Source organism: Marichromatium sp. PS1, assembly GCF_041155115.1.
Lineage (GTDB): Bacteria > Pseudomonadota > Gammaproteobacteria > Chromatiales > Chromatiaceae > Marichromatium > Marichromatium gracile.
On the sequence record NZ_BAAFHB010000002.1, the window covers coordinates 1,332,326 to 1,358,539 of the forward strand.

At 67.2% G+C, this 26,214-nt stretch carries 27 protein-coding genes and 1 riboswitch; of the genes, 13 read left to right on the top strand and 14 right to left on the bottom strand.

From position 1 onward, the window contains the following. Positions 1-70: 70 nt before the first annotated feature. From rpsM to ACAM26_RS07450, 7 genes are all read left to right on the top strand, one after another. Entirely contained in the window at positions 71-427 is a 357-nt protein-coding gene (gene rpsM / locus ACAM26_RS07420; RefSeq protein WP_062274107.1) for a 30S ribosomal protein S13, read from the top strand. Between the two features lie 36 nt (positions 428-463). Beyond that, a complete protein-coding gene (rpsK, locus tag ACAM26_RS07425) occupies positions 464-853 on the top strand; it encodes a 30S ribosomal protein S11 (protein WP_005224346.1) in 390 nt (129 codons plus the stop codon). 19 nt (positions 854-872) lie between these two features. Then, complete coding sequence (gene rpsD / locus ACAM26_RS07430) at positions 873-1,493, top strand: 30S ribosomal protein S4 (RefSeq protein ID WP_005224347.1); 621 nt, start codon at positions 873-875, stop codon at positions 1,491-1,493. A gap of 21 nt (positions 1,494-1,514) precedes the next feature. Next, on the top strand, positions 1,515-2,525 hold the full coding sequence (rpoA, locus tag ACAM26_RS07435) for a DNA-directed RNA polymerase subunit alpha (RefSeq protein WP_062274109.1): 1,011 nt from the start codon (positions 1,515-1,517) through the stop codon (positions 2,523-2,525). Positions 2,526-2,581: 56 nt separating this feature from the next. Then, positions 2,582-2,968 (top strand): 50S ribosomal protein L17, encoded by a 387-nt coding sequence (rplQ, locus tag ACAM26_RS07440; RefSeq protein ID WP_005224349.1) that lies wholly within the window; start codon positions 2,582-2,584, stop codon positions 2,966-2,968. A gap of 91 nt (positions 2,969-3,059) precedes the next feature. Next, positions 3,060-3,800 (top strand): S-adenosyl-l-methionine hydroxide adenosyltransferase family protein, encoded by a 741-nt coding sequence (locus ACAM26_RS07445; RefSeq protein ID WP_369613358.1) that lies wholly within the window; start codon positions 3,060-3,062, stop codon positions 3,798-3,800. 80 nt (positions 3,801-3,880) lie between these two features. Further along, complete coding sequence (locus ACAM26_RS07450; RefSeq protein ID WP_123142356.1) at positions 3,881-4,627, top strand: tellurite resistance TerB family protein; 747 nt, start codon at positions 3,881-3,883, stop codon at positions 4,625-4,627. Positions 4,628-4,645: 18 nt separating this feature from the next. Here ACAM26_RS07450 and ACAM26_RS07455 read toward each other — a convergent pair whose 3' ends face one another. Together ACAM26_RS07455 and ACAM26_RS07460 are read right to left on the bottom strand one after the other, a co-directional pair. Beyond that, positions 4,646-6,007: a DEAD/DEAH box helicase gene (locus ACAM26_RS07455; RefSeq protein ID WP_123141654.1), complete on the bottom strand. Its 1,362-nt coding sequence runs from the start codon at positions 6,005-6,007 to the stop codon at positions 4,646-4,648. Positions 6,008-6,064: 57 nt separating this feature from the next. Continuing rightward, positions 6,065-6,310, bottom strand: coding sequence for a DUF2835 domain-containing protein (locus ACAM26_RS07460; protein ID WP_123142357.1), 246 nt, complete (start codon positions 6,308-6,310; stop codon positions 6,065-6,067). Positions 6,311-6,715: 405 nt separating this feature from the next. Here ACAM26_RS07460 and ACAM26_RS07465 point away from each other — a divergent pair, with 405 nt between their 5' ends. Beyond that, complete coding sequence (locus ACAM26_RS07465; RefSeq protein WP_123141652.1) at positions 6,716-7,303, top strand: YfbR-like 5'-deoxynucleotidase; 588 nt, start codon at positions 6,716-6,718, stop codon at positions 7,301-7,303. Positions 7,304-7,316: 13 nt separating this feature from the next. Here ACAM26_RS07465 and ACAM26_RS07470 read toward each other — a convergent pair whose 3' ends face one another. From ACAM26_RS07470 to metG, 11 genes are all read right to left on the bottom strand, one after another. After that, a complete protein-coding gene (locus ACAM26_RS07470) occupies positions 7,317-8,576 on the bottom strand; it encodes an NAD(P)/FAD-dependent oxidoreductase (RefSeq protein ID WP_369613359.1) in 1,260 nt (419 codons plus the stop codon). A 149-nt stretch (positions 8,577-8,725) separates the two neighbouring features. Continuing rightward, positions 8,726-9,703: a CDF family Co(II)/Ni(II) efflux transporter DmeF gene (dmeF, locus tag ACAM26_RS07475; protein ID WP_369613360.1), complete on the bottom strand. Its 978-nt coding sequence runs from the start codon at positions 9,701-9,703 to the stop codon at positions 8,726-8,728. 112 nt (positions 9,704-9,815) lie between these two features. Next, a complete protein-coding gene (locus tag ACAM26_RS07480; RefSeq protein ID WP_123141649.1) occupies positions 9,816-11,006 on the bottom strand; it encodes an LbtU family siderophore porin in 1,191 nt (396 codons plus the stop codon). A gap of 217 nt (positions 11,007-11,223) precedes the next feature. Then, positions 11,224-11,928 (bottom strand): 3,4-dihydroxy-2-butanone-4-phosphate synthase, encoded by a 705-nt coding sequence (gene ribB / locus ACAM26_RS07485; RefSeq protein WP_123141648.1) that lies wholly within the window; start codon positions 11,926-11,928, stop codon positions 11,224-11,226. A gap of 99 nt (positions 11,929-12,027) precedes the next feature. Then, positions 12,028-12,176: riboswitch (FMN riboswitch) on the bottom strand. Positions 12,177-12,545: 369 nt separating this feature from the next. Then, positions 12,546-13,250 carry an electron transport complex subunit E gene (locus ACAM26_RS07490; protein WP_369613361.1) on the bottom strand — a complete coding sequence of 235 codons (705 nt, stop codon included), beginning with the start codon at positions 13,248-13,250 and terminating at the stop codon, positions 12,546-12,548. Beyond that, positions 13,250-13,921 carry an electron transport complex subunit RsxG gene (rsxG, locus tag ACAM26_RS07495; RefSeq protein WP_369613362.1) on the bottom strand — a complete coding sequence of 224 codons (672 nt, stop codon included), beginning with the start codon at positions 13,919-13,921 and terminating at the stop codon, positions 13,250-13,252. The genes ACAM26_RS07490 and rsxG overlap by 1 nt, the downstream gene beginning before the upstream one ends. Further along, positions 13,918-14,964, bottom strand: a complete 1,047-nt coding sequence (gene rsxD, locus ACAM26_RS07500; RefSeq protein WP_123141645.1) for an electron transport complex subunit RsxD — start codon at positions 14,962-14,964, stop codon at positions 13,918-13,920. The genes rsxG and rsxD overlap by 4 nt, the downstream gene beginning before the upstream one ends. A 57-nt stretch (positions 14,965-15,021) precedes the next feature. Then, positions 15,022-16,617, bottom strand: coding sequence for an electron transport complex subunit RsxC (gene rsxC / locus ACAM26_RS07505; protein ID WP_369613363.1), 1,596 nt, complete (start codon positions 16,615-16,617; stop codon positions 15,022-15,024). Positions 16,618-16,633: 16 nt separating this feature from the next. Next, complete coding sequence (gene rsxB / locus ACAM26_RS07510) at positions 16,634-17,185, bottom strand: electron transport complex subunit RsxB (protein ID WP_005224363.1); 552 nt, start codon at positions 17,183-17,185, stop codon at positions 16,634-16,636. 18 nt (positions 17,186-17,203) lie between these two features. Then, complete coding sequence (gene rsxA / locus ACAM26_RS07515; protein ID WP_062274135.1) at positions 17,204-17,785, bottom strand: electron transport complex subunit RsxA; 582 nt, start codon at positions 17,783-17,785, stop codon at positions 17,204-17,206. Positions 17,786-18,081: 296 nt separating this feature from the next. Next, positions 18,082-20,133, bottom strand: coding sequence for a methionine--tRNA ligase (gene metG, locus ACAM26_RS07520; protein WP_123141643.1), 2,052 nt, complete (start codon positions 20,131-20,133; stop codon positions 18,082-18,084). Between the two features lie 586 nt (positions 20,134-20,719). Here metG and apbC point away from each other — a divergent pair. The 4 genes from apbC (at position 20,720) to ACAM26_RS07540 (ending at position 23,988) form a co-directional block, all read left to right on the top strand. Beyond that, positions 20,720-21,811 (top strand): iron-sulfur cluster carrier protein ApbC, encoded by a 1,092-nt coding sequence (apbC, locus tag ACAM26_RS07525; RefSeq protein WP_123141642.1) that lies wholly within the window; start codon positions 20,720-20,722, stop codon positions 21,809-21,811. Between the two features lie 432 nt (positions 21,812-22,243). Further along, a complete protein-coding gene (gene dcd / locus ACAM26_RS07530; RefSeq protein ID WP_062274142.1) occupies positions 22,244-22,810 on the top strand; it encodes a dCTP deaminase in 567 nt (188 codons plus the stop codon). Positions 22,811-22,853: 43 nt separating this feature from the next. Next, positions 22,854-23,621, top strand: coding sequence for a queuosine precursor transporter (locus ACAM26_RS07535; protein ID WP_062274144.1), 768 nt, complete (start codon positions 22,854-22,856; stop codon positions 23,619-23,621). 133 nt (positions 23,622-23,754) lie between these two features. Beyond that, positions 23,755-23,988 carry a hypothetical protein gene (locus ACAM26_RS07540; protein WP_062274146.1) on the top strand — a complete coding sequence of 78 codons (234 nt, stop codon included), beginning with the start codon at positions 23,755-23,757 and terminating at the stop codon, positions 23,986-23,988. Positions 23,989-23,990: 2 nt separating this feature from the next. Here ACAM26_RS07540 and ACAM26_RS07545 read toward each other — a convergent pair whose 3' ends face one another. Further along, entirely contained in the window at positions 23,991-25,226 is a 1,236-nt protein-coding gene (locus ACAM26_RS07545; protein WP_123139897.1) for a glycosyltransferase, read from the bottom strand. A gap of 547 nt (positions 25,227-25,773) precedes the next feature. Here ACAM26_RS07545 and ACAM26_RS07550 point away from each other — a divergent pair. Then, on the top strand, positions 25,774-26,166 hold the full coding sequence (locus tag ACAM26_RS07550; protein ID WP_123142364.1) for a hypothetical protein: 393 nt from the start codon (positions 25,774-25,776) through the stop codon (positions 26,164-26,166). The last annotated feature ends 48 nt before the right edge of the window (positions 26,167-26,214 follow it).

The window sequence follows — 26,214 nt, forward strand, 5'->3', positions numbered from 1 at the left end:
ACTACAGTAAGCAATTTGTTATACTGCGCGGTTTACCCGCTGAGCATTTAGGACTGAGGGGTTCGTAGCTATGGCCCGTATCGCCGGCGTCAACATTCCCGACAAAAAGCACGCCGTGATCGCGTTGACCGCGATCTACGGCATCGGCCGCACCCGCGCGGGCGAGATCTGCGACGCGGCAGGCATTCCGCGTGACACCAAGATCCAGAGCCTCACCGAGGAAGAGGTCGAGAAGCTGCGTGGCGAGGTCGCCAAGTTCTCCGTCGAGGGCGATCTGCGTCGTGAAGTGTCGATGAACATCAAGCGCCTGATGGACCTCGGCTGCAACCGCGGCATCCGTCACCGTCGCGGCCTGCCCCTGCGTGGTCAGCGCACGCGCACCAACGCACGGACCCGCAAGGGGCCGCGTCGTCCGATCAAACGCTAAGCGCTCAGGCGCAGCAGATTAGCTGGATTACGTCGAATGGCTAAACCGATTCGCAGCACCAAGAAAAAGGTCAAGAAGCAGGTTGCAGACGGCATTGCGCACGTCCACGCCTCCTTCAACAACACCATCATCACGATCACCGATCGTCAGGGCAACGCCTTGGCCTGGGCCACCGCCGGTGGTTCGGGCTTCCGCGGTTCGCGCAAGAGCACGCCCTTCGCGGCTCAGGTTGCCGCCGATCGTGCCGGTCAGGCCGCCAAGGAATATGGCCTGCGCAACCTGGACGTGAACGTCAAGGGGCCGGGGCCGGGTCGTGAGTCCGCCGTGCGCGCACTCAACAACGCGGGTTTCAAGATCACCAGCATCACCGATGTGACCCCGATCCCGCACAACGGCTGCCGTCCGCCCAAGAAGCGGCGCGTCTGACAGATCAACAGGAAGAGACATGGCACGTTACACAGGCCCAACCTGCAAGCTGGCGCGTCGCGAGGGGACCGATCTCTCCTTGAAGAGCCGCGCGCGCGCTCTGGACACCAAGTGCAACCTCGAGAAGCAGCCCGGACAGACCACCGACCGTCGTCGGCGCCTCTCCGACTATGGTCTGCAGCTGCGTGAGAAGCAGAAGGTGCGTCGTATCTACGGCGTGCTCGAGAAGCAGTTCCGTAACTACTACAAGAAGGCCGCCGGCACCAAGGGTGCAACCGGTGAGAACCTGCTCCAGCTGCTCGAGCGTCGTCTCGACAACGTCGTCTATCGCATGGGCTTTGGCGCCACCCGCGCCGAGGCACGTCAGCTGGTCAGCCACAAGGCCATCCTGGTCAACGGCCGTATCGTCAACATCGCCTCCTTCCAGGTCGGCGTCGATGACGAGATCGAGGTCCGTGAAGCCGCTCGCAAGCAGGTGCGCGTGCAGAACGCGCTGTCGCTGGCCGAGCAGTACGGCTTCTCCGACTGGGTCGAAGTCGACACCAAGGCCATGAAAGGCGTCTTCAAGCGTGTTCCCGATCGTTCCGATCTGCCGGCGGACATCAATGAATCGCTGATCGTCGAGCTGTACTCCAAGTAAGGCGCTTCCAGAGGGGCACTAATGACTGACGCTATTGGCGAATTTCTGAAACCACGCATCGTCAAGGTCGACCTGGTCGATGGCAGCCCGAACCACGCCAAGGTTTCTCTAGAGCCCCTGGAGCGTGGTTTCGGGCACACCCTGGGTAATGCGCTGCGGCGCATCCTGCTCTCCTCGATGGATGGCTATGCCGTCACCGAGGTCGAGATCCAGGGCGTCCTCCATGAGTACACCACCATGGAGGGCGTGCAGGAAGACGTCCTCGAGATCCTGCTCAACCTCAAGCAGCTTGCGATCTCGCTCGACGGCAAGGACGAGGCGACCTTCACCCTGAGCAAGTCCGGCCCCGGTCCGGTGACCGCCGCCGACATCGAGCTCGATCACTCGGCCACCATCGCCAACCCCGAGTTGGTGATCGCCAACCTCACCGAGGGTGAGCTGAGCATGACCCTGACCGTGCGTCGTGGTCGTGGCTACGAGCCGGCCACCGCGCGCGAGGGCGAAGAAGGCGAGGATCGTCCGATCGGCAAGCTGCCGCTCGACGCCTCCTACAGCCCGGTGCGTCGTGTCGCGATCGAGGTGCAGTCGGCTCGTGTCGAGCAGCGCACCGATCTCGATCGTCTGGTGATCGACCTGGAGACCAACGGCACGATCGATCCCAAGGAGTCGATCCAGCGCGCCGCGACCATCCTGCGCGACCAGCTCTCGAGCTTCGTCGTGCTCGAGGGCACGGGTGCCGCGGACAGCCAGTCCGTCGAGCAGCGCGATGAGTCGCCCTACGACCCGATCCTGCTGCGCCCGGTCGACGACCTGGAGCTGACGGTGCGTTCGGCGAACTGCCTGAAGGCCGAGAACATCTACCTGATCGGCGATCTGATCCAGCGTACCGAGGTGGAGCTGCTCAAGACCCCGAATCTCGGCAAGAAGTCGCTCACGGAGATCAAGGACGTGCTTGCAACGCGCGGTCTCTCGCTGGGGATGCGGCTCGAGAACTGGCCGCCTGAAAACATCGCCGAACTGAGCGTCCGCTGAGCGCTCTCAGGTTCTAGAACACAACACTCGATCACAAGATATTCGGGAAAAGGATCATGCGTCACCGCAAAGCCGGAAGGCATCTGAATCGCACCAGCTCGCACCGCGAGGCGATGTTTCGCAATATGGCGGCCTCGCTGTTCGAGCACGAGCTGATCAAGACGACCGTGCCCAAGGCCAAAGAGCTGCGTCGGGTCGCCGAGCCGCTGATCACCCTGGCGAAGGAAGACTCGGTGCATGCGCGCCGTCAGGCCTTTGCGCGTCTGCGCGACAAGGACGCCGTCGGCAAGCTGTTCGCCGAGCTCGGTCCGCGTTACCAGGGTCGTCCCGGCGGCTACCTGCGCATCCTCAAGTGTGGTTATCGCTCCAGCGACGCGGCCCCCATGGCCTACGTCGAGCTGGTCGACCGTCCGGTGCAGACCGAGGTCGAGGACGAGGACTGAGTTCCGACGTCTCCGGCGTTGCCGCATGAAAAAAACCGGGCATTTGCCCGGTTTTTTTTCGTCTCGAATGTGCTGCACGAGGTCCATCCTGATGGAAGTTCCGGTCATCGAACGCATCGCCCTGGTCACCGATTTCGGTGCTGGTCCCTATCTCGGGCAGATGCAGGCCGCACTCGACGCCAGCCTGCCCGATCATGCGGTGATCGACCTGGTCCACGACCTGCCACCCTTCCGTCCCGATCTCGCTGCTTATCTGCTGCCGGCGCTAGCGCGCGACATGCCCCCGCGTACCCTTTATCTCTGCGTGGTCGATCCCGGCGTCGGTGGGGCGCGTGACGGTGTCATCGCGCGCGTCGGCGAGGACTGGTTCGTTGCCCCCGATAATGGTCTGCTCGCGCCGCACCTGATGGCCGGAGCGGGGCAGTGCTGGCGAATCGGCTGGCTGCCGTCGCGGCGCAGCGCGACCTTCCATGGGCGTGACTGGTTCCTGCCGGTGGCCGCGCGACTGTGTCGGGGCGAGGACGTCGGCGCCACCCGGCTCGATCGACCCGTGGGGCATGACTGGTCGAAGACGCTCGATCGGGTCCTCTATGCCGACCACTATGGCAACCTGATGACCGGTCTGCGACCGGTCGGCCATGCGCAATCCCTGCGTGTCGGCGAGCGTCTGTTGCCCTGGGCGCGAACCTTCTGTGTGGTCGAGCCGGGTGAGGCCTTCTGGTACGAGAATGCACTCGGGCTGGTCGAGATCGCGGTCAATCAGGGGCGCGCCGATGGTGCCCTGGGGCTGGTTCCCGGTGATCCGGTCGGGCCATTCATCATGCCGGGGTGACGGTGCGACGCGTTCCAGGTGCTAGAGTGATGGCATCCGTGCGCGGCGTGCGTCGCGCCCAACTCGGTGGGAGTCAAGGCATGGCAGGCTTCGGTGATCTACTCGGTTCACTGTTACAGAACAACCTCTCCGGCAGTGGAGCGCAGCGTCTCAGCCAGGGGCTGGGGCAGCTCTCCACCACGCCCGGCGAGGGTGGCGGGGGTGGTCTGAGCGCGCTGCTCGATGGTGCGCGCGGGGTGCTCGGTCAGGCTGCCGACAACCCGCTCCAGGCCGGTGGGCTGGGGGCTGCGCTCGGCTCGGTGCTCGGTGGCGGTGGCGATGCCGTGCGTGGTGCGCTCACCGGCGGTGCCCTGGCGATGCTCGCCGGGGTGGCCTACAAGGCGCTGACCAACGCCAGCGCCGAGGGGCAGGGCGCTGCCCCGGTGCCGGTACCACCAGCGGCGCTGCCCGAGCCGGTGCGGGCTGATGCCGCGCGTGACGACAAGGCGCGGTTGCTGGTGCGGGCGATGATCAATGCCGCGAAGTCCGACGGTCAGATCGGGGTCGACGAGATGCAGCGGATCGTCGACCAGGCCGCGGCGAGCGGACTCGAGGCGCAGGTGCGTCAATGGCTCGCCGATGAACTGGTGCGCCCGCTCGACCTCGACGCCTTCGCCGCCGAGATCCCGGACCGGGAGACGGCCGCCGAGGTCTATGCCGCCTCGCTGCTGGCGATCGAGGTCGATACCCCGGAGGAGCGCGCCTATCTCGACGGCCTGGCCGCACGCACCGGCCTGACCCCCGAGGTCACCGCTCAGCTTCAGCGCGCCCTCGGGGTCGCCGGCTGAGGGCGCGCCGGGTTCGACTCAGCGCTCCTCCGTCCCGCCCTCGTCGCGGCGTTTGCGGCTCAGTGGGGCGTGACCGGCCTCGACGGCCTTGCCCGAGGGGGCGCGGCGCTTGCCGATGTTCTTGCGGTCGCGGTGACGCTGCTTGTCCTTGTCCTTGGTGGCGGCGCGTGCCGTTGTCTTCTTGGCCTTGACCCGGCTGGCCGGGGTCTTGCGCCGTTTCTTCGCCGCCGGTCCCTTGAAGCGTGCCTCCAGCCCGTCGATCGCGCGCCACTCGAGCGCGAGTCCGAGGAAGCGGCTGATGCTCTCCATGCGGTTCCATTCGGTCGGGCCGACCAGGTTCACGGCGACGCCCTGCTCACCGGCACGTCCGGTGCGCCCAGTGCGATGCAGATAGTCCTCGCCGTTGCGTGGGACCTCGAGGTTGAACACCCGCTCCACCCCGGGGACGTCGATCCCGCGCGCGGCCAGATCGGTGGCCACCAGCACCCGCACCTTGCCCTGGTGGAGCAGTCCCATCACCCGGTTGCGCTCGCGCTGCTCAAGCTCGCCGTGGAGCACGGCGACGCGCTCACCCTGGGCGCCGAGCCAGCCGCCGAGCTCGGTGGCCAGGTCGCGGCTGTTGACGAACACCAGCGCCTTCTCGAAGGTCTCGTTGGCGAGTAGCCAGCGCAGCTGCTCGCGCTTGTGCGCGACCTCGTCGCTGAGCAGGCACTGGTGACGGATGTCGGGATGGGCCTCGCGGACCGCGTCGAGGGTCAATCGCAGCGGGTCGTCGAGCAGGATTGCGGTGATCCGCTCCAGTCCGCGTCGCTCCAGGGTGGCGGAGAACAGCAGCGACTGACGCTCCGGGTTGCTGTTCTGGATGATGGTCACGACGTCCTCGACGAACCCCATCTCGAGCATCCGGTCGGCCTCGTCGAGCACCAGGAACTCGAGGTCGTCGAGCTCGGTGCGATTGTGCTCGAGCATCTCGCGAAACCGTCCCGGGGTCGCGATCAGGAACTCCGGGTTCCTGCGCAGGGACGCGATCTGGTGGGCGCGCGAGTCACCGCCGGTGATGACGTCGACGCCGAGGCGGGTGTGACCGCCGATGCGCATGAAGTGCTCGCGTACCTGACGCGCCAGCTCGCGGGTCGGTACCAGGATCAGCGCCCGGGTGCCGCCGTCGGCCTTGGGGGTCTCGAGCATGTGCTGCATCATCGGCAGCAGGAAGGCGGCGGTCTTGCCCGAGCCGGTGGCGGCGCACACCATCAGGTCGCGACCATCGAGGGCGGGCTCGAGCACCGCCTCCTGGACCGGGGTCGGCTGCGCATAGCCTGCCTGCTCGATGCCACGCAGCAGCGAGGGATCGAGCGGATAGTCGGAGAAATTCGTGTTCATGGGGGAAACCTGATGTTCTGACATGCCCGGGAAGGGCTGGATCTGGACGGCGGCGGTTCAGGCGCGCACGCCGGGCGTGGCGCGGTCCTGGCGTTCGAGGGAGACGAAGCGCTGATCGTCGTCGACGGTGAGACAGAAGGCGCCTCGAATCCCCGCGTTGGTGACGAAGCGACGCAGGTTCACCGCCGGCAGTGACAGGGTGCGACCGTCGTGGACCTTGACCAGTACCCGTGCCGCAGCGCCGCTGTAGTAGCGCAGATACTCGCTGGCCGGGATGTCGAGGGTGAAGTAGTAGCGTTGCATCGTTGGGTCTGGAGCGCGCCGTGGCGCGGTGATCGGCACATTGTAGCCGTACCGTCGGCTCCTGTCCGGCCGCGACCCGGTCGTGCCGGATACCGCGCTCATTGAAAAAAGAATGAGAGACGTTATCTCTATTGATATGGATGTCGGCCGCGATTCGCGGCGGCATCCCGCCCGTCGTCGACGGGGAGAGAATCGGTCGAACGTCATGGGGGCAGTCCCCGAAGGAGAGATGAGAGATGCGTGCGTTCCTGGGTGGTTCAATGGCCGCGGGTATGGTGTTGGTGTCCTTGATGGGCCTGGGGTGGACCCAGGGGATCGAGGCCGCGGTCACCGGTTTCTGACGCCGTTGCGCCCGTCGCTCGACTCGGTCAGCATGGGATGCCCCCTGTCCGATGGATGGCCGTGATGCAGGACCTCAAGCTCAACATGCGTGACATCGCCCGCTCCGGTCATGTCACCCGCTGGCACTCGGTACGCTGCGCGCGCAACCAGACGCTTGCCGAGCACCACTATCTGGTCGCGATGATCACCCGCGAGCTGCTCTCGCGGGTGATGCCCGAGGACCCCGGCCCCGAGGTGCGGCTGCAGGCCCTGGAATATGCCTTGCTCCACGATGCCCCGGAGTTGTTGATGGGCGATATGCCCTCGCCGCTGAAGCGTCGCGTGGCCGAGGTCGCCGGTCGCGCCGATCCGCTGGAACGGATCGAGCGCGAGATCGCCCCTGAGGTGATCGCGCGCAAGCAGGCGTTGCGCCACACGCCGCTGGCCTTCATCGTCAAGCTCGCCGATCTGATGGATGCCTGTCTGTTCATCCGCGAGGAGGGCATCGGTGCCCATGCCGCAGCGGTCGCCGACAAGAGCGAGACGGCGCTGCGCGACAAGCTCGCCGAGGCGCGGGCGGTCTTCCCTGCGCTCGACTGGACCCAGGCCGAGCGTCTCTATGCCGAGATGGCCGGCTGCGCCGGTACCGACAACCGTTTGCTGTTCGAGTGAGCGGCGTGCGCGTTCAGACGTGCTGACGCACCGCGCGCGGCCGGACGCTGCCGACCACCGCCTCGGCGGCGAGCCGGCCACTGCTCAGCGCCCAGTGGATCGAGGTCGGCCCCGCCATCTCTCCGCACACCCAGACTCGCTCGCCCCGTTGCGGGGCCGTTCGCAGCGACTGTACCGGTGGCTGCTGGAGCGGCAACGCTTGAGGGATGCGATGGACCGCGAGTCGCTCCCAGCCGCCGACGGCCTCTCCGAACCAGTCCGCCAGCTCCTGTCTGATCTGTGTCTCCAGGGTGTCCGGGTTATGGGCCGCACCGAGACAGTTGACCGTCACCAGGGCGCGTTCGGGCGGGGCATAGTGCTCGGAGAGGTTGCTCGGGCACAGCAGGCTGTTGACCACCCCGTGGCCGCTGCCATTGATCACCAGCGCGTTGCCCTCGAGCGGTGGCTGCGGCGCGGCGAAGTGGAAGCAGGTGGTGGCGCGCATCGGGCGCTGGGGCTCGTCGAGCAGATGCGCGGCGGCGTTGACGTCGGTGGCGATCACCACGGCGCGGGCGCGTAGTCGCTGTCCCGATTCGAGCAGTACGCGATCGCGCTCGATCCGCTCGACCCGGCTGCCGAGTCGGATGGTCCCGTTCGGCAGCCGGGTGGCGAGCTGGCGTGGGATCTGTGCCATCCCCCCCGCGGGTAGCGCGGTGTCGCCGAGCGCAAAGGCGCGAAAGACGAACTCGAAGGCCCGGCTCGAGACCGCGAGCTCCGGGTCGAAGAAGACCCCGGAGAAGAACGGCAGGAAGAAGCGCTCGCGGATCCGTGGCGAGAAGCCGAGTGCCTCGAGTCGCGCCGCAGCGCTGGTCTCGGGGCGGGCGTAGAGTGCGGCGAGATCGCCGGCGAGTGCCTGGTGACGGAGTCGCAGCAGCCGTAACTTGTCGGCGGCGGTGCCGACCGGCGAGACGAGCATCTGGGGCAGGCGCAGCGGGCGTCGCCAGATATCGCTGACGCGGTGCAGCCGACCGTCGAACCAGCTCAATGCGCCTGGATAGAAGGGGCGCAGGTCGAGAGCCTGATAGTCGAGCATGCGCCGGGCCTCGGGGTACCAGGTCTGCAGGACCTGGAAGCCGCGGTCGAGCAGGAAGCCGTCGCGGCGCTCGGTGGCGACGCGGCCACCGACCTGGTCGCCGGCCTCGAGCACCAGGGGCTCGATCCCGGCCTTGCGAAGATGGATGGCGCAGGCGAGACCGGAGAGTCCGGCGCCGATGACGATGACGTCTGCGTCCATGGGGTGCCTCGATCTGATTGCGCCGCGACCGGAGTGCGCCGTCTCGGGCGGGGCGGCGCGGCGCGTGAATGTGGGTGACTCTGGATCTCAGGTTGTGGCGATCGTCGTCGAGTTCCAGCGTCGCGCGCGTCGGCCGCGTGGGGCTCTCGTCAGCGCTGTGTCAGGCAGGAGGGTCCGGCGCAGGCGTTGACCTCGATGGTGAGGTGGGCGATGCGGTCGAAGTCGGCGAGCAGGCGCTTGTAGTGCTCCACCGGTCGTGGCTCGTGGGTCACCAGCGAGAGGATGGCGGCATAGTGATTGGCGCCGATCCGCCAGACATGGATGTCGGCGACGCGATTGTCGGCATCGGCCTCGATCGCTGCGCGGATCGCCTCGCGGTAGGGTGCCTCGATGCTTGCGTCGATCAGGATCGGTGCGCTCTCGCGCAGCAGTCCATAGGCCCAGACGGCAATGATGATGGCGCCGACCATGCCCATCACCGGGTCGAGCCAGTGCCAGCCGAGCAGCTTGCCGGCGAGCAGCGCGGCGATCGCCAGCAGCGAGGTCATGGCATCGGCGATGACGTGTACATAGGCCGCGCGCAGGTTGTGGTCGTGGCCATGGTCGTGCTCGTGCTCATGGTCGTCGTGATCGTGATGGTGGCCGTGGTCATGACCGTGATGATGGTGGTGGTGCGCGTCCTTGAGCAGCAGGGCGCTGGCGAGGTTGACCGCGAGCCCGAGCAGGGCGACCAGGATCGACTCGTTGAAGTGGATGGTCTGCGGGTCGATCAGTCGTTGCACCGACTCGATCAGCATCATCAGCGCCACGGTGCCGAGTGCGATGGCGCTGGCGAAGCCGCCGAGCACGTTGACCTTGCCGGTGCCGAAGCTGTGAGCGGGGTCGTGGGCGTGCCGCGCGGCATAGCGATAGGCGAGGATGGCGATGAGGAAGGCGGCGACATGGGTGCCCATGTGCCAGCCGTCGGCGAGCAGGGCCATCGAGCCATAGACGGTGCCGGCGAGGATCTCGATCACCATCACCACGGCGGTCAGCAGCAACACGTAATAGGTGTTGCGCTCGCCACGGTCGTTGTGGACCGCGAAGTCGTGGTGGTGTTGCCAGCGTTCGAGGGTATGGATGTGCATCTCGGGGGCGACTCCTGCGGGTTGCCATCGTCGGGACCGGCTCGACCAGCCCCGGGTCCCGCGCCGCACCCGCCGCCCCCCGACGGCGAGGCGGTGCGGTCTTCGTCCTGGCTCAGAACTCGACGGCGAGCTTGGCCAGGATGGTGTTGCCGGACTCGCCGGTGCCGCCCTCGGCACGATCGTAGTCGGTGTCGTGCGACCATTCCAGCGACACGGCGGTGTTGTCGAACACGCCGACCGAGACGCCGACCAGCCAGCGCTCCTCGGGTAGCTCCAGCGCGACGGCCTCGGTGGTGCCCTGATAGGCCGCGGCGGCGACCACCTCCTTGCCCATCACCTCGAAGGTATAGCCGGCCTCGATGTTCCAGGCGCTGGGCTTGGCACCCTCGCCCTCGAAGCTCAGGCTGTCGACCTCGAACTCTTCGGTGGCGGCGAGGTACTCACCGATCAGGTTGAAGGGACCGAAGGTGGCCGAGGCATTGGCGGTCCACCCGCCGGTACGCTCGCTGGCATCCACCAGCCCGGCGCGATTGTCGGCAATGGTGTCCTGCAGGGTGTCGGAGTCGCCGAGGTCGCTGATGTAGCCGAGGCCGAGGCTCCAGGCGCGATCATCGAAGGCCTGGGCGAAGCCGAGGTTGGCGCCCCAGCTGCCGATCTCGTTCTCGCCATCGATCTTGCGGTCGCCGTTGAAGGCGTAGACGCTGCCGTTGAAGTCGCCGTGGACGAAGCCGACCTGGAGCGCGGTCTCGCGCGCCTCGCCGATCTCCAGGGTCAGCGGATCGGAGACCAGGTTGGTCTCGTAGGCGCCGAAGGGCACGTAGAACTGACCGGCGGTGAGAAACAGCGGGCTGTGCTCGAGGTTGGCAATGGTGATATAGGCGTTGTCGACCTCGAGATCGGTGTCATCCTCCTCGTAGAGCAGCGAGGCATTGGCCTCGACCCAGTCGTTGACCTGTGCCGAGATGCCGAGCTCGAAGGTCGCCAGCACGATGTCGCTCTCGTCGCTGCCGACATAGGGGCTGGTGTGGTTGGCCTCGACCTCGATCAGGCCGGCGATCTCGATGCGCTGGAACCAGCCGGTCCCCCAGTTCTGTTCCGTGCGTCGCTCCTCGAGTGCGGTCTCGAGTTTCTTGACCCGCTCGGGTGTACCCTCAAGGGCGGCCTGCTGCTCGGCGATCAGTTTCGCCTGGGCCTGATTCTGCTGCTCCAGGCGCGCGACCCGCTGCTCGAGCGTATCGGCATAGGCCGGGACCTGACCGGCGATCGCGAGTGCGACCGCGGCCGAGAGTGTACGAACTGACATCTTGTTATTTCCCCTGAGAAACAATCACGAACGGAAAGGCGCAAAGCAAAGCATGATCGGCGTTCGATGCGCGGAGAATGCACAAACGCAAATCGTTTTCGTTTATACATTGGCAAGATGGCGATTGTCAAAGACCCGCCCCGGTGTTGCGGGGCGGTCTCGATCGTACGGTGGGGTTGGAGCAGTCGCGGCGTGGGGGCGCCGCGACGGAGAGGGGTCAGGCCGACTCGCGGGCCAGTGCGGCATCCAGCTGGTCGATCGATGGAGCCGATTCGGTGCGCTGACGGTAGGCGACCAGATCCTCGATGGTCAGCACCGGCATCTGGTGACGCAGTGCGAAGTCGACGATCTCCGGCAGTCGTGCCATGGTGCCGTCGGGGTTGGTCAGCTCGCAGAGCACGCCGGCGGGGGTGAAGCCGGCCAGACGCATCAGGTCGACGGTGCCCTCGGTGTGACCGCGTCTCGCCAGCACGCCGCCGGGTCGGGCGCGCAGCGGGAACACATGACCGGGACGCGCGAGGTCCTCGGGGCGGGCGTTCGGGGCGATCGCGGTACGGATGGTGGTGACGCGATCGGCCGCCGACACGCCGGTGGTCACGCCCTCGCGGGCCTCGATGGTGACGGTGAAGGCGGTGCCGTTACGACTGGTGTTGTCCTCGACCATCATCGGCAGCTCGAGCTGGCGCAGCCGCGCCTCCTCGAGACAGAGACAGACGATGCCGCTGCACTCGCGGATGAGCAGCGCCATCTGTGCCGGCTCGATGGTCTCGGCCGGGAAGATGAGGTCGCCCTCGTTCTCGCGGTCTTCGTCGTCGACGAGCAGGACGCCGGAGCCTGCGCGCAGGGCGGCGATGGCGTTGGCGACACGCGTTTCGGGATCACCGAAACGGTTGAGTAGGGGAAAGGCTTGAATCTGATTCATGGCTCGCTGAAACGACGTTCGAGTGATCTGAATCAGGGCAGTGAAGGGGAGCGGGCACAGCGCGGTCGCGCCCCCGCGAGGGGACGGACCGGGTCGCGACCCTATCCTCTGTCATCCGGACTCTAACCGTCGGCCCCGGAGTCTCACCGGGTCTGCTGACCCTGCCGTGTCACGGCAGGCGCTCGCGGGCTGTCCGCTGTTGCGGAGTCACCGCCGGTCGGGAATTTCACCCTGCCCCGAGAATAGGTGCGCCTTGAGTCTGATCGAGCCGGGGCCGCATGGCGCGGGCCCCGGCGGCGACGGTACTGGCCGAGACGGCCGGAGGCGTCGCTTCCCAAGGTGCTGAGTGCGGAATCCTAGGATCCCGCGCGCGATCGTTCACTCAATGGTTGCATGGCTGGCGGCGATCGATGGCCGGAGGCCCTCGCCGCAACGCTGAACGGGGACCTTGCCCCGTCGGTCCATCGTGATAGCCGACCCTGATGGGCCGTCTGGACGATGCCTCCCTGCATCGTTGCGGTGCCGGAGCAGACCGGCACCCGGGGAAAGGATGGATCCTATTCCCCTGAATACTATGGGGGCTATGCCGCGCTTTGGCAATCGGGCCGTGCGCTGCCTCAGCCCAGACTCGGTTCGGCCGCTGCCGGCGCCGTGTGCCGGGCGCGCCAGCGGGCAAACAGGCCCGCCCACTTGTCGATCAGGTTCTTGAGCGCGATCAGCAGCCCCAGACCGATGAAGGCACCGGGCGGCAGGATGGCGATCAGCGCGCCCTGGAAGTCGTCGCCGAGGGTCATGGTGAGCCCGCGCGCCGCCTCGCCGAGCAACAGGTGGGCCTGGTAGAAGAGGGTGCCTTGACCGGCCAGCTCGCGCAGCGCGCCGAGCGCCATCAGCACCAGGGTGAAGCCCACCCCCATCGCCAGACCGTCGACCAGGGCGCGGTCGACGCGGTTTTTCGAGGCGAAGGCCTCGGCGCGGCCGATGATCGCGCAGTTGGTGACGATCAGCGGGATGAACAACCCGAGCACCAGATAGAGCTCGTAGAAGTGCGCCTGGATGGTCAGCTCGACGGCGGTGACGAAGGAGGCGATCACCAGCACGAACACCGGCAGTCGTACCTCGGGGCGCACCAGATTGCGGATCAGCGAGATGGTGACGTTGGAGAGCACCAGTACCGCGGTGGTCGCCAGCCCCATGCCGAGACCATTGGTCGCGCTGGTGGTGGTCGCCAGCAACGGGCAGAGCCCGAGCAGGGCGACCAACGCCTGGTTGTTGTGCCACAGGCCCTCGGTGACGAGCGGCAGATAGCCCTGGTCCTTCGCCATCAGGAGGCCTCCTGGTCGGTTGCGGTGGCGGGTCGGTTCGCGGTCTGGGGCTGGGAGGATGCCTCCTGATAGAGACGTGCGCCCTGCTGATCGACATAGATCAGGGTGTTCTTGACCGCCTTGACGATGGCGCGCGGGGTGATGGTTGCGCCGGTGAACTGGTCGAAGTCGCCGCCATCGCGTTTCACCCCCCAGCGCTCGATCGGCGGGTCGCCGAGCGAGGTGCCGGCAAAGCCGTAGACCCAGTCGGACTTGGCCTCCTCAATCTTGTCGCCGAGCCCGGGGGTCTCGTGGTGCGAGAGCACCCGTACACCGCCGACGGTGCCGTCGGTGAGCACCGAGACCAGCAGGCGGATGGGGCCGGCATAGCCGTCGGGGACCACCGGTTCGAGGATCACCGCGACCGGCTCGTCACCTTGGCGCACCCGGTAGACGCGGGTGGTGTCGGCGCCGAGCAGTTCGCGGGCGCTGACCTCGATGGTGTCGGTGAGCGGGTCGTTGTCGGCGCGACCGGCGGGGAGGATGGCCGCGAGCTTGCGCTCCATGGCCTGGCGCTGGTTCTCGGCAATGCGATCGTCCATGACCGCCTGGGTGATCACCACCAGGGCGACACCACTGACCGCGAAGGCGCTGAGTACGAAGGCGGCGAGCAGGATAGGTCTGATCTTCATCGGGCGCGTTCTCTACCGTGTCCGAAGACGCGTGGCTGGGTGTAGTAGTCGATGGTGGGGGCGGCGATGTTCATCAACAGCACCGCGAAGGCGACCGCATCGGGGTAGCCGCCCCAGGTGCGGATCACGAACACCGTGGCGCCGATGCAGGCGCCATAGATCAGCTGGCCGCGGCGGGTGGTGGTGGCGGTGACCGGGTCGGTGGCGATGAAGAAGGCGCCGAGGATGGCCGCGCCGCTGAACAGATGGAAGGCCGGGAAGGGGTGGGTCTGCGGATCGATCAGCCAGAACAGGGTGGCCAGCGAGAGCAACCCGGCGAGCATCGACACCGGGATGTGCCAGGTGATGGTGCGACGCCACAGCAGATAGGCACCGCCAAGCAGAAAGGCGGCGTTGACCCACTCCCAGCCACGACCGCCGAACACGCCCCAGAGCGCGCTCTGGTCACGGATCTCGGCGATGGTCAGCTGCTCGTCGAGCTGGGTGCGCATCTCGTCGAGCGGGGTCGCGGCGGTCACCGCGTCCCAGTCGACCCCGGCGGGCAGCACCTGATGGAGGATCATCGCCAGCGAGTCGCCGAACGACAGGTCGATCCCCGAGAGCAGTTCGGGGGCGAGCCAGCTGGTCATCGCCACCGGGTAGGAGACCAGCAGGAAGACATAGGCGGCCATGGCCGGGTTGAAGGGGTTGTAGCCGAGCCCGCCGTAGAGCTGCTTGACCAGCACGATGGCGAACAACATCCCCAGCAGCGTCATCCACCAGGGCAGGGTCGGCGGCACCGAGATGGCGAACAGCACCGCGGTGACCACCGCGCTGAGATCGCCCAGCGCCGGCAGCACCGGACGACGGCGCAGCAGCAGCACCAGCGCCTCGGCGATCACCGCGAAACCGACCGCGAGGGTGACGTTGACGAGCACGCCCCAGCCGAAGAACCAGGTCATCGCCAGCACCCCGGGCACCAGCGCGAGCAGCACCTGGAGCATGACGCGATCGACCCGGTTGACCCGAGGGACGTGGGGGGAGGAGATCAGTGTGCTAGTCATGCGGATTCACGAAGCTCGAAAGGGGTTGCGGGATCGGTGGGGCGCCGTCGGCGGCGCTCAGGCGCCTTTGGTCGGTTCGCCGGCGCCCTGCTGCTTGGCTGCGGCGCGGGCGCGCGCCGCGGCGATCGCCGCCTGCTTGGCCTCGCTGCTGGTGCCGCTCTCGGCCTTGGCCTTGGCGGCGAGCGCCTCCTTCTTCTGGCGCATCCGCGCCTGACGTTCGCGCTCCTGGCGCTCGAGACGGGCCTGCTTGGCCTCGTGGCGCTGGCGTGCCTCCTCGGCCTTGCGCTTTTCCTGCTCGCGCGCCCACACCTCGGTCTTGGCATAGCGGTAGTACTGCACCAGCGGGATGTGGCTGGGACAGACCTGGGCGCAGCAGCCGCACTCGATGCAGTCGAACAGGTTGTAGTCCTGGGCGTGGTCGAAGTCCTTGGCGCGGGCGAACCAGTAGAGCTGCTGGGGCAGCAGGTTGGCCGGGCAGGCGTCGGCGCAGCGCCCGCAGCGGATGCAGGCCAGCGCCGGGCCGGGATCCGGGGCCTCGGCGGCGGTGAGCGCGAGCAGACAGTTGACCGGCTTGGTCACCGGAACCCCTTGCTCTCCCAGCTCGAAGCCCATCATCGGGCCGCCACAGACGAGCTTGCGCGGCTGTTCGCGATAACCGTCGCAGCAGGCGATGAGGTCGGTCGCCGGGGTGCCGATGCGCGCCTCGAGATTGCGCGGCGCGGTGATCGCGCGCCCGGTGACGGTGACCACGCGCGAGATCAGCGGGCGTCCGTCGAGCACCGCCTCGGCCACCGCGTGCGCGGTGCCGACGTTCTGGCAGACGATGCCGATCTGCGCCGGGATGCCGTGGCTCGGCACCTCCTTGCCGGTGAGGATGCGGATGAGCTGCTTCTCGCCGCCGCTCGGGTAGAGCGTGGGGATGGCCACCACCTCGGCGCTGGCACGCAGGTCGCTCTCGCCGAGGGCGAAGCGCATCGCCGCGATCGCCTCGGGCTTGTTGTCCTCGATGCCGATCAGCACCTCGGGGCCGCCGAGCAGGTGGCGCATGATGCGCACGCCCTCGAGGATGCGGCTGGCGCGCTCGCGCATCAGGCGATCATCACAGGTGATGTAGGGCTCGCACTCGGCGCCGTTGATCACCAGGGTGTCGATGCGCCGGTCCGGACCGGGGTTGAGCTTGACCCCGGTGGGGAAGGAGGCCCCACCCATGCCTACCACCCCGGCCCAGCGGATGCGCTCGCGCACCTCGGCCGGATCGAGCTGGGCATAGTGGGTCATGGGTTCGGGCAATTCGGCCCAGGCATCCTCGCCATCGGTCTCGATCACCGCGCAGAGCGCCGAGAGTCCCGAGGGGTGCGGCACCGGTCGCTCCTTGATGGCGATCACGGTGCCCGAACTCGAGGCGTGCACCGGGGCGCTGACATAGCCATCGGCGGCGGCGATGCACTGGCCCTTGAGGACGCGATCGCCGACTGCGACGAGCACCCGCGCCGAGGCGCCGATGTGCTGCTGCAGCGGGATCACCAGCTGCTTCGGGACGGGCGCGACGGCGATCTCGCTGGCGTTCGACAACGCCTTCTCGTCGGCGATGTGGATGCCGCCGTGGAAGGTCCACAGACGACGCTCGCTGGAGGGTACGGGGTTGGCTGCCATGTCGGCTCCTCGTGGATCAGGCGGCCGCGCGCCGGGAGTCGTCCTGTTGCTGCGGATAGGGCCAGCGCCAGGAGCGGATATCGGTGGCCACCGGCACCATGCTGATGCAGTCGACCGGGCAGGGCGCGAGGCACAGCTCGCAGCCGGTGCAGGCCTCGTCGAGCACGGCATGGAGCTGCTTGGCCGCACCGACGATGGCGTCGACCGGGCAGGCCTGCAGGCACTTGGTGCAGCCGATGCAGTTCTGCGGGTCGATGTGGGCGACCGCCGGCAGCTTCTCCTCGGCGTCGAGCGCCACCGGGTCGCGACCGAGCAGATCGGCCAGCGCCTGTACGGTGGCCTCGCCGCCCGGGGTGCACTTGTTGATGTCGTCCTCGCCGCGGGCGACGGCCTCGGCATAGGGACGGCAACCGGGGTGGCCGCACTGGCCGCACTGGGTCTGCGGCAGCAGGGCGTCGATCTGGTCGGCGATCGGGTCGCCCTCGATGTGGAAGCGGATCGCCGAGTAGCCGAGCAGCAGCCCGAACACGGCGGAGAGTGCGGCGAAGGCGAGGATGGCGGTCAGCATGGCTCTCGGGCGTTCAAATCAGTTCGCGACCAGGCCGGCGAAGCCCATGAAGGCGAGCGACATCAGGCCGGCGGTGACCAGGGCGATGGCGCTGCCCTGGAAGGGTTCGGGGACGTCGGCGACGGCCACCCGCTCGCGGATCGCCGCGAACAGGGTCAGCACCAGCGAGAAGCCGAGCGCGGCGCCGAAGCCGTAGAGGGTGGCCTCGACCAGGGTGTGATCGGCCTGCAGGTTGAGCAGCGCGACGCCGAGCACGGCGCAGTTGGTGGTGATCAACGGCAGGAAGATCCCGAGCACCTGATAGAGCACCGGGCTGGTCTTGTGCATCACCGTTTCGGTGAACTGCACCACCACGGCGATCACCAGGATGAAGGCGATGGTGCGCAGATACTCGATGCCGAGCGGCACCAGCAGATACTCGTTGACCAGCCAGGAGCTGATCGAGGAGAGGGTCAGCACGAAGGTGGTGGCCAGACCCATGCCGGCGGCCGTCTCGAGCTTCTTCGACACCCCCATGAAGGGGCACAGGCCAAGGAACTTGACCAGAACGAAGTTGTTGACCAGGACCGTCCCGACCAGGATGAGCGCGTATTCAGTCATGCCGTCTTCGTATCGGAATTGAGACTCGGGGTCGATGACGCGCTCGCGCGCGAGAGGCACCGACGAGGCGGGCGAAATTCTCTAAGAATACGCGCCCGCATGAACCGCGACAACCGCCGTGGCCGAGTGCACGGCCCCGGCCGGGATGCGGGGTGCTGCATCCAGTCTGAACCCCTCGGGTTCGGGCTGTCACCGCGTGGATTGTGGGGATTGGCGCGGGTGGACTCCACCGCATTCGTCAACCGGTGGCGCCCGCAGGTTCCCGATCACACCGGGGGCGCGGCCCCGGCCCGCGATCACTTCACCCGCATCCCCGGCTCGGCGCCGCTGTCTGGCGAGAGGATGAAGAGGTCGCTGCCGCCGGGGCCGGCGGCGAGCACCATGCCCTCGGAGACGCCGAAGCGCATCTTGCGCGGGGCGAGGTTGGCGACCATCACCGTCAGCCGGCCCTCGAGGTCGGCCGGGTCGTAGGCGGCGCGGATGCCGGCGAAGACGTTGCGGGTCTCGCCACCGAGATCGAGGGTCAGGCGCAGCAGCTTCTTCGCGCCCTCGACCTGCTCGGCCGCGGCGATGCGGGCGATGCGCAGGTCGAGCTTGGCGAAGGTCTCGAAGTCGATGGTCTCGGCGATCGGATCGGCCTCGAGGTGCGGGTTGGCCGGCGCCGGTTGCTGTTGCGCGGTGGCCGCCAGATCCTCCTTCGATGCCTCGATCATGGCCTCGACCTGGGCCGGCTCGATGCGCTGCATCAACGGCTTGAAGCGGGCGATCTCATGGCCGAGCAGGGGGGTTGCGAGCACCGACCAGGTCAGCGGCTCGACCTGGAGGAAGGCCTCGGCGTCGGCGGCGGTGCCGGGCAGGATCGGGCGCAGATAGCCGATCAGCAGCCGGAACAGGTTGATCCCCATCGAGCAGATGCCGTGCAGCTCCTGCTCGCGCCCGTCCTGCTTGGCGACCACCCAGGGCGCCTGCTCGTCGATGTACTGGTTGGCGCGATCGGCCAGGGCCATGATCTCGCGCACCGCGCGGGCGTATTCGCGCCCCTCGTAGGCGGCGGCGATGCGCTCGCCGGCGGCGGCGAACTCGGCAAACAGCTCGGGCGCGGCCAGGGTGTCGGCGAGCCTGCCGTCGAAGCGCTTGGTGATGAAACCGGCGCAACGGCTGGCGATGTTGACCACCTTGCCGACCAGATCGGCGTTGACCCGCGCGGTGAAGTCCTCGAGGTTGAGGTCGATGTCGTCGACCCCGGCGCCGAGCTTGGCGGCGAAGTAGTAGCGCAGATACTCGGGGTCGAGATGGTCGAGATAGGTGCGCGCCTTGATGAAGGTGCCGCGCGACTTCGACATCTTCTGTCCGTCGACGGTGAGGAAGCCGTGGGCGAACACCGCGTCGGGGGTGCGGAACCCGGCGCCGTGGAGCATCGCCGGCCAGAACAGGGCGTGGAAGTAGACGATGTCCTTGCCGATGAAGTGATAGAGCTCGGCCTCGGAGTCGCTGCCCCAGAAGCGTTCGAAGTCGAGCCCGGGCTGGCTGGCGCCGAGCCGGTCGCAGAGGTTCCGGAAGCTGGCCATGTAGCCGATCGGGGCGTCGAGCCAGACGTAGAAGAACTTGCCCGGATGATCGGGGATCTCGAAGCCGAAGTAGGGGGCGTCGCGCGAGATGTCCCAGGACTGCAGCCCGGCCTCGAACCACTCGTCGAGCTTGTTGGCCACCTGGGTCTGCAGCCCGCCGCCACGGGTCCAGCCCTTGAGCATCTCCTCGAAGTCGCCGAGCTTGAAGAAGTAGTGATCGGACTCGCGCTGCTCGGGCACCGCGCCAGAGACGGCCGAGCGCGGGTTCTTCAGCTCGTTGGGCGAGTAGCTCGCGCCGCAGGCCTCGCAGTTGTCGCCGTACTGGTCGGCGGCGCCGCACTTGGGACACTCGCCCTTGATGAAGCGATCGGGCAGGAACATCTGCTCGACCGGGTCATAGGCCTGGGTGATGGTGCGCCGCTCGATATGGCCGGCGTCGCGGTTGCGGGCGTAGATCAGCCCGGCGTAGTGCCGGTTCTCCTCGGAGTGGGTCGAGTGATAGTTGTCGAAGCCGACGCGGAAGGCGGCGAAGTCGGCCTGGTGCTCGGCGCTGATGCGCGCGATCAGCGCCTCGGGCTCGATCCCCTCCTGGCGTGCGCGCAGCATGATCGGGGTGCCGTGGGCATCATCGGCGCAGACGTACCAGCAGTTGTGCCCGCGCATCTTCTGAAAGCGCGCCCAGATGTCGGTCTGGATGTACTCCACCAGATGCCCGAGATGGATCGGGCCGTTGGCATAGGGGAGGGCGCTGGTGATCAGGATGTCGCGGGTCGTGCTCATGAATGGGCTCGGATGATTCGGGAACGGGGGGTGAATGCCCGCTATTATTCCACGACTGGCGCGATAGCGGCCATGGTGGCGTCGGCGGTCAGCTTCCAGCGACCAGCGACCAGCGACCAGCCGCCAGCCGCCAGCCGCCAGCCGCCAGTCACCAGCTGTCAGCCGCCGGCCGTCAGCCGCCGGCGCCAAGTTTTCCCACTGGAGGCTGAGAGCTGGGGGCTGGAAGCTTGCAATCAGCCGTCAGTCGTCAGCCACCAGTCGTCAGCCATCGGCGCCAAGCTTCCCCTCTGGAGGCTGAGCGCTGGGCGCTGGCAGCTCGCAATCAGCCACCAGCCGCCGCCCGCCGATGCCAAGCTTCCCCACTGGAGGCTGGAGGCTGGAGGCTGGAGGCTGGAGGCTGGAGGCTGGAGGCTGGAGGCTGGCAGCTGATGGATCCCCTTGCCCCGCCGCGCGGCTTTGCGCTTGAATTAGCGCTTTCTGATACCAACACTGGCGTCAAGCCCGCGCGGCGTCGTCGCCGACGGATCCTCCGCGCGCCCGCCCCGCATCCTCCGGCGCGCGGACCTGTCCTCACACGGAGTACCGCATGTCCGAACCCACCAGAGAAGCCATCGAGAACGCCATCAAGTCCTACCAGGAGCCGCACCTGGGCCAAGATCTGGTGACCGCCCAAGCCGTGCGTGACATCACCATCGACGGGGGGCGGGTCGGCATCGCCATCTCGCTCGGTTTCCCCGCCGATGGGGTGCGCGCGCAGATCGCCGAGGCGGTGCGCGAGCGCGTCGTCGCGTTGCCCGGGGTTGAGCAGGCCGAGGTCGAGGTCGTCACCGAGATCAAGGCGCACGCGGTGCAGAAGTCGCTCAAGCCGATCGACAACGTCAAGAACATCATCGCCGTGGCCTCGGGCAAGGGCGGTGTCGGCAAGTCGACCACCGCGGTCAACCTGGCGCTGGCGCTCGCCGCCGAGGGCGCCAAGGTCGGGCTGCTCGATGCCGACATCTACGGTCCCTCGCAGCCGCGCATGCTCGGCATCACCGGTCAGCCCGAGTCGCGCGACGGCAACACCCTGGAGCCGATGCAGCGCTATGGTCTGCAGGCGATGTCGATCGGTTTTCTGATCGACGAGGAGACGCCGATGATCTGGCGTGGCCCGATGGTCACCCAGGCCCTCGAGCAGCTGCTCAAGGACACCAACTGGTCGGCGCTCGACTATCTGGTGATCGACCTGCCGCCGGGCACCGGCGACACCCAGCTGACCCTGGCGCAGAAGGTGCCGGTCTCGGGCGCGCTGATCGTCACCACGCCGCAGGACATCGCCCTCCTTGATGCGCGCAAGGGGCTGAAGATGTTCCAGAAGGTCGAGGTGCCGGTGCTCGGTATCGTCGAGAACATGAGCATGCATATCTGCTCCAAGTGCGGTCATGAGGAGCACATCTTCGGCGAGGGCGGCGGGCAGGCGATGTCCGAGCAGTACGGCGTCGACCTGCTCGGTGCGCTGCCGCTCGACATCGCCATCCGCGAGCAGGCCGATGGCGGCAAGCCGACAGTGGTCGCTGCCCCCGAGTCGCGCTCGGCCGAGATCTATCGCGAGATCGCCCGCAAGACCGCCGCCAAGCTCTCGCTGCAGGCAAAGGACTATGCGGCCAAGTTCCCGCGCATCGTGATCGAGAACAACTGAGGCTCGAGGGTCGCCAGCGGTCAGCGACCAGCTGCCAGTCGGAACGGTTGAACCGCAAAGACACAAAGAGCGCGAAGAAGGGAAGAGCCTCCAGTGATCAGCCTCCAGCCGCCAGTGGCTGCCTGTCTTCGAGTGTTGGTCGGAAACGCACGCCAACCGATAGCCGGCAGTGAATGGGGGACGCTATCGTCGAGGTCAGTCCCTCCACTGGCGGCTGGCCGCTGATGGCTGGCAGCTTGAACCCCTTTGCGTGCTTTGCGGCTTTGCGGTTCAATCTCCTGGCCGCTGGCCGCTGGCCGCTGGCCGCTGGCCGCTGGCCGCTGGCCATTCGCTTGCTTTGTGTTCTTCGCGTCTTCGCGGTTCTATCCATGCTTCCTTGACGTGCGCTAACAGGTTAAAGTAACCGGTTTTTTCACGTACGAGGATGCCGCGATGGCCATCAAATCAGATCGCTGGATTCGGCGCATGGCCGTCGAGCACGGGATGATCGATCCCTTCGAGCCCGGGCAGGTGCGCGAGGGCGAGGGGGGGCGCATGATCTCCTACGGGACCTCGAGCTACGGCTATGACGTCCGTTGCGCCGACGAGTTCAAGATCTTCACCAACATCAACTCGGCGGTGGTCGATCCCAAGGCGTTCGACTCCAACAGCTTCGTCGACCTCAAGTCCGATGTCTGCATCATCCCGCCGAACTCCTTTGCGTTGGCGCGGACGGTGGAATACTTCAAGATCCCCCGCAACGTGCTCACCATCTGTCTGGGCAAGAGCACCTATGCGCGCTGTGGGATCATCGTCAACGTCACCCCGCTCGAACCCGAGTGGGAGGGCCATGTGACGCTCGAGTTCTCCAACACCACGCCGCTGCCGGCGAAGATCTATGCCAACGAGGGTGTGGCGCAGATCCTCTTCCTGGAGTCCGACGAGGTCTGCGAGACCTCCTACAGGGACCGTGGCGGCAAGTATCAGGGCCAACGCGGGGTGACCCTGCCCAAGTCCTGACCGACATGGGCGGGTGGTGTGCCCCGCAGGGAGGAACCCGCCCATGACCTTCGACCGATCGACCAAGCTGTTCGTCGTCCTCGGCGGCTTCTTCGTCTGCAATGCGCTGATCGCCGAGTTGCTCGGGGTGAAGATCTTCGCCCTGGAGCCGACCCTGGGGATCGCGCCGCTCGACTGGGAGCTGTTCGGCCAGAGCGGCTCGCTCAACTTCACCGCCGGGGTGCTGCTGTGGCCGGTGGTGTTCGTGATGACCGACATCATCAACGAGTATTTCGGTCGGCGCGGGGTGCGGCTGCTCTCCTATCTCACCGTCGGGCTGATCCTCTACACCTTCGTCTTCGCCTATCTGGCGATCCTGCTCGCCCCGGCCGAGTGGTGGGTGGGCATCCAGTCCGCGCGCGGGGTGCCGGACATGCAGGCGGCCTTTGCGGTGATCTTCGGCCAGGGGATGTGGATCATCGCCGGTTCGGTGATCGCCTTCCTGATCGGTCAGCTGATCGACGTGACGATCTTTCACCGCATCCGTCGCGCCACCGGGCCGCGCTGGGTGTGGGCGCGGGCCACCGGCTCGACCCTGGTCTCGCAGCTCATCGACAGCTTCGTGGTGCTCTACATCGCCTTCGTGCTCGGGCCGCAGCGTTGGTCGCTGGAGCTGTTCCTGGCGGTGGGCACGGTCAACTATCTCTACAAGTTCGTGGTCGCGGTGGCGCTCACCCCGGTGATCTATCTGGTGCGCGCGCTGATCGAGCGCTATCTCGGCGCGGCCCGCGCCGAGACCCTGCGTGCCCGTGCCGCCGGAATCGAGAACTGATGTGCACAATGCACAGACCGGCCCCCGTGCGTCGTTCGCCTCGGCTATGGTGACTGGTGAGGCCCGGTTTTCCGGGGCGGGCAGGGCGGCGCGATAGTCGTCCGGATCGAACAGGCCGAGAACGGAGGACGAGATGATCTCAGGTATCAACCAAGGGCTGCAGGGGATCCGTGTCGGCACCGAGGGGGTGCGTCAGAACGCCGCCGAGATCGCCAGCGCGCAGACCCTCAATGGTCAGGGCTCGACCCGCGAGCTGACCGAACCGCTGGTCGAGCAGACGCAGAACCTGCGTCAGGTCGAGGCCTCGAGCAAGGTGGTCGCGGCCGGTGACGAGATGATCGGCAGCCTGATCGACGTGATGGCCTGACCTCAGCCGCCGAACTGCCCCTCGGGCGTCCCACGCCCCGCCATGTCGGACGATTGTTGCCCACGTCCGTCGCAACCGCCCCCGCAGACCTCCGCATAGAACCCCAGCATCCGCTCGGCCAGCGCCGGCGCCGACCACGACTGGGCGTGTGCCTCGGCGCCGCGCGCCAGACGCGTGCGCAACCCGGTGTCGCTGAGGATCCGTGCCGCCTGATCGGCGAAGACCTGCTCGTCCTCCGGGACGATCAGCGCGCCCTTGTCGTCGGCCCCGGCGAGTACCTCCGCCGTCCCCATCACCGCGGTCGAGACCACGGGGACGCCGAGCGCCATCGCCTCGAGCAGTACCAGCCCCTGGGTCTCGGTGCGCGAGGCGAAGACGAAGGCCTCACCGGCGCGATAGCAGTCCTCGAGGCTGCCGTCGCGGTCGAGATAGCCGGTGAACAGGGTGTTCTCGGCCAGCCCCAGCTCGCGTGCCTGGGCCTCGAGTTCGGCGCGCGCCGGACCCTCGCCGACCACCACCAGCAACACCTCGGGGATGCGCGTCTTGATCCGTGCCAGCACGCGCAGCACGAAGTCGATGTTCTTCTCGAAGGCCAGACGGCTGACGTGAACCAGCACCGGACGATCGGCGGCGATGCCGTGACGTGCGCGAAAACGCGCGCCATCGCCGCGACTGAACTGGCCGAGCTCGATCCCGGTGGGGATCACCCGCGCCGGGGTGTACACGCCATAGCGCTCGAGCACCTCGAGCATCGCCCGCGAGGGCACGGCGATGGCGTCGACGTCGTTGCACTGGGCGGCGGAGAAGCGACGCGCGGCCCAGCGCATCCATGCCGAGGGCAGCCAGGGCACGTAGTGGTGCAGATACTGCTCGAAGAAGGTGTGATAGCTCTCGATCACCGGCACGCCGAGCCGTCGCGCCAGCCCGAGCCCGAGATAGTGGGCGAGGAAGGGGGTCTGGATGTGCACCAGGTCGAACCCGGCCGCGGCCAGGTGGTCGTGATGACGCCGCAGCTTGCGTGGGCGCAGGATCCGATCCTCGGGGTCGATCGGCAGATAGCGCGAAGGGATGCGCAGGATCTCGAAGGGCTCGTCGTCGTCCCCTGGTTGTGCGTATTCGGGGGCGATCAGGGTGACCGCGTGCCCCTGATCGACGAATTCGCGCGCAAAGGTCTGGATCGAGGTCGAGACACCGGTGACGCGGGGAAAATAGACATCCGAGATCATCAAGACGCGCATGGCGATTCCGCTGGGCAGCCGACAAACCGCGCAATCATAGCCTCAGGGGATCGCCAGTCGCCAGCCGGATCGAACCGCCAGGGCATGGGCGAGCGATATCAGCCGCCAGTCGCCAGCCGCCAGCCGCCAGCCGCCAGGAAGTTTGAACCGCAAAGCCGCGAAGGGCGCGAAGGGATTCAAGCTGCCAGCGATCAGCGGCCAGCCGCCAGTGGAAGGGCGGCCTCGACGATAGCGCCACGCTCCATTCACTGTCGGCCACCGGTTGGCGTGCGTTTCCGAAGACAGGCGACCACTGGCGACTGGAGGCTGATCGCTGGAGGCTCTTCTCTCCTTCGCGCCCTTTGCGGCTTTGCGGTTCAATCTCCTGGTCGCTGGTCGCTGGTCGCTGGTCGCTGGTCGCTGGTCGCTGGTCGCTGGTCGCTGGTCGCTGGTCGCTGGTCGCTGGTCGAATGCCTTCACCTCGCGGGGCGCTTTGCGCTTCAATCCAGGCCTTGCCCGGTGCGTCCCGCGCCGGGTGCTCGTTCACTCGTACAAGGAAACCGAACTCATGCACGATCGATCCCGTACCGGCGCCTCGGGCGCCATTGTCTTGATGTTGGTCCTGGCACTGGGGGCCTCGGCGGCTTGGGGGCAGGCGCCCTCGGCGGCGCTCTGGGGCTATGGGGTCAAGCCCTGTGGTGAGTTCCTGGCGGTGGCGCCCGGGGCTGCGGCACCGACGGCGCTGGCCGACCCCGAGTATCTGCACTATCGCGAGTGGTTCGCCGGGCTGATCTCGGGGCTGAACCTTGCCACCGGCGGTGACGTGCTGCATGGCGCCGCGCTGGATGCGGCGCTGGCGCGGGTACAGGCCTATTGCGAGGCTGATCCCAGACAGGACTTCTTCAACGCCGCGCTGCGCCTGCTGCGCACTCTTCAAAAGGGTCAGCAATCTGACGGCTGAGTTCGGTCGTCACGAAATGGTCATATCGCGTTCATGGAACGTGCATCG

What these genes read in the sequence shown, in the direction of transcription:
- rsxB (WP_005224363.1), bottom strand. Translation starts at nt 17,185, where the DNA reads ATGCTGACCGCCATCCTCGCCTTCGCCGCACTCTCCGCCGTGTTCGGG.
- rpsD (WP_005224347.1), top strand. Translation starts at nt 873, where the DNA reads ATGGCACGTTACACAGGCCCAACCTGCAAGCTGGCGCGTCGCGAGGGG.
- rpoA (WP_062274109.1), top strand. Translation starts at nt 1,515, where the DNA reads ATGACTGACGCTATTGGCGAATTTCTGAAACCACGCATCGTCAAGGTC.
- ribB (WP_123141648.1), bottom strand. Translation starts at nt 11,928, where the DNA reads ATGAATCAGATTCAAGCCTTTCCCCTACTCAACCGTTTCGGTGATCCC.
- ACAM26_RS07480 (WP_123141649.1), bottom strand. Translation starts at nt 11,006, where the DNA reads ATGTCAGTTCGTACACTCTCGGCCGCGGTCGCACTCGCGATCGCCGGT.
- ACAM26_RS07455 (WP_123141654.1), bottom strand. Translation starts at nt 6,007, where the DNA reads ATGAACACGAATTTCTCCGACTATCCGCTCGATCCCTCGCTGCTGCGT.
- rsxA (WP_062274135.1), bottom strand. Translation starts at nt 17,785, where the DNA reads ATGACTGAATACGCGCTCATCCTGGTCGGGACGGTCCTGGTCAACAAC.
- dcd (WP_062274142.1), top strand. Translation starts at nt 22,244, where the DNA reads ATGGCCATCAAATCAGATCGCTGGATTCGGCGCATGGCCGTCGAGCAC.
- ACAM26_RS07490 (WP_369613361.1), bottom strand. Translation starts at nt 13,250, where the DNA reads ATGGCGAAGGACCAGGGCTATCTGCCGCTCGTCACCGAGGGCCTGTGG.
- ACAM26_RS07465 (WP_123141652.1), top strand. Translation starts at nt 6,716, where the DNA reads ATGCAGGACCTCAAGCTCAACATGCGTGACATCGCCCGCTCCGGTCAT.
- rpsM (WP_062274107.1), top strand. Translation starts at nt 71, where the DNA reads ATGGCCCGTATCGCCGGCGTCAACATTCCCGACAAAAAGCACGCCGTG.
- dmeF (WP_369613360.1), bottom strand. Translation starts at nt 9,703, where the DNA reads ATGCACATCCATACCCTCGAACGCTGGCAACACCACCACGACTTCGCG.
- rsxC (WP_369613363.1), bottom strand. Translation starts at nt 16,617, where the DNA reads ATGGCAGCCAACCCCGTACCCTCCAGCGAGCGTCGTCTGTGGACCTTC.
- ACAM26_RS07535 (WP_062274144.1), top strand. Translation starts at nt 22,854, where the DNA reads ATGACCTTCGACCGATCGACCAAGCTGTTCGTCGTCCTCGGCGGCTTC.
- ACAM26_RS07540 (WP_062274146.1), top strand. Translation starts at nt 23,755, where the DNA reads ATGATCTCAGGTATCAACCAAGGGCTGCAGGGGATCCGTGTCGGCACC.
- ACAM26_RS07470 (WP_369613359.1), bottom strand. Translation starts at nt 8,576, where the DNA reads ATGGACGCAGACGTCATCGTCATCGGCGCCGGACTCTCCGGTCTCGCC.
- apbC (WP_123141642.1), top strand. Translation starts at nt 20,720, where the DNA reads ATGTCCGAACCCACCAGAGAAGCCATCGAGAACGCCATCAAGTCCTAC.
- ACAM26_RS07460 (WP_123142357.1), bottom strand. Translation starts at nt 6,310, where the DNA reads ATGCAACGCTACTACTTCACCCTCGACATCCCGGCCAGCGAGTATCTG.
- ACAM26_RS07545 (WP_123139897.1), bottom strand. Translation starts at nt 25,226, where the DNA reads ATGCGCGTCTTGATGATCTCGGATGTCTATTTTCCCCGCGTCACCGGT.
- rpsK (WP_005224346.1), top strand. Translation starts at nt 464, where the DNA reads ATGGCTAAACCGATTCGCAGCACCAAGAAAAAGGTCAAGAAGCAGGTT.
- rsxD (WP_123141645.1), bottom strand. Translation starts at nt 14,964, where the DNA reads ATGACTAGCACACTGATCTCCTCCCCCCACGTCCCTCGGGTCAACCGG.
- rsxG (WP_369613362.1), bottom strand. Translation starts at nt 13,921, where the DNA reads ATGAAGATCAGACCTATCCTGCTCGCCGCCTTCGTACTCAGCGCCTTC.
- rplQ (WP_005224349.1), top strand. Translation starts at nt 2,582, where the DNA reads ATGCGTCACCGCAAAGCCGGAAGGCATCTGAATCGCACCAGCTCGCAC.
- ACAM26_RS07445 (WP_369613358.1), top strand. Translation starts at nt 3,060, where the DNA reads ATGGAAGTTCCGGTCATCGAACGCATCGCCCTGGTCACCGATTTCGGT.
- metG (WP_123141643.1), bottom strand. Translation starts at nt 20,133, where the DNA reads ATGAGCACGACCCGCGACATCCTGATCACCAGCGCCCTCCCCTATGCC.
- ACAM26_RS07550 (WP_123142364.1), top strand. Translation starts at nt 25,774, where the DNA reads ATGCACGATCGATCCCGTACCGGCGCCTCGGGCGCCATTGTCTTGATG.
- ACAM26_RS07450 (WP_123142356.1), top strand. Translation starts at nt 3,881, where the DNA reads ATGGCAGGCTTCGGTGATCTACTCGGTTCACTGTTACAGAACAACCTC.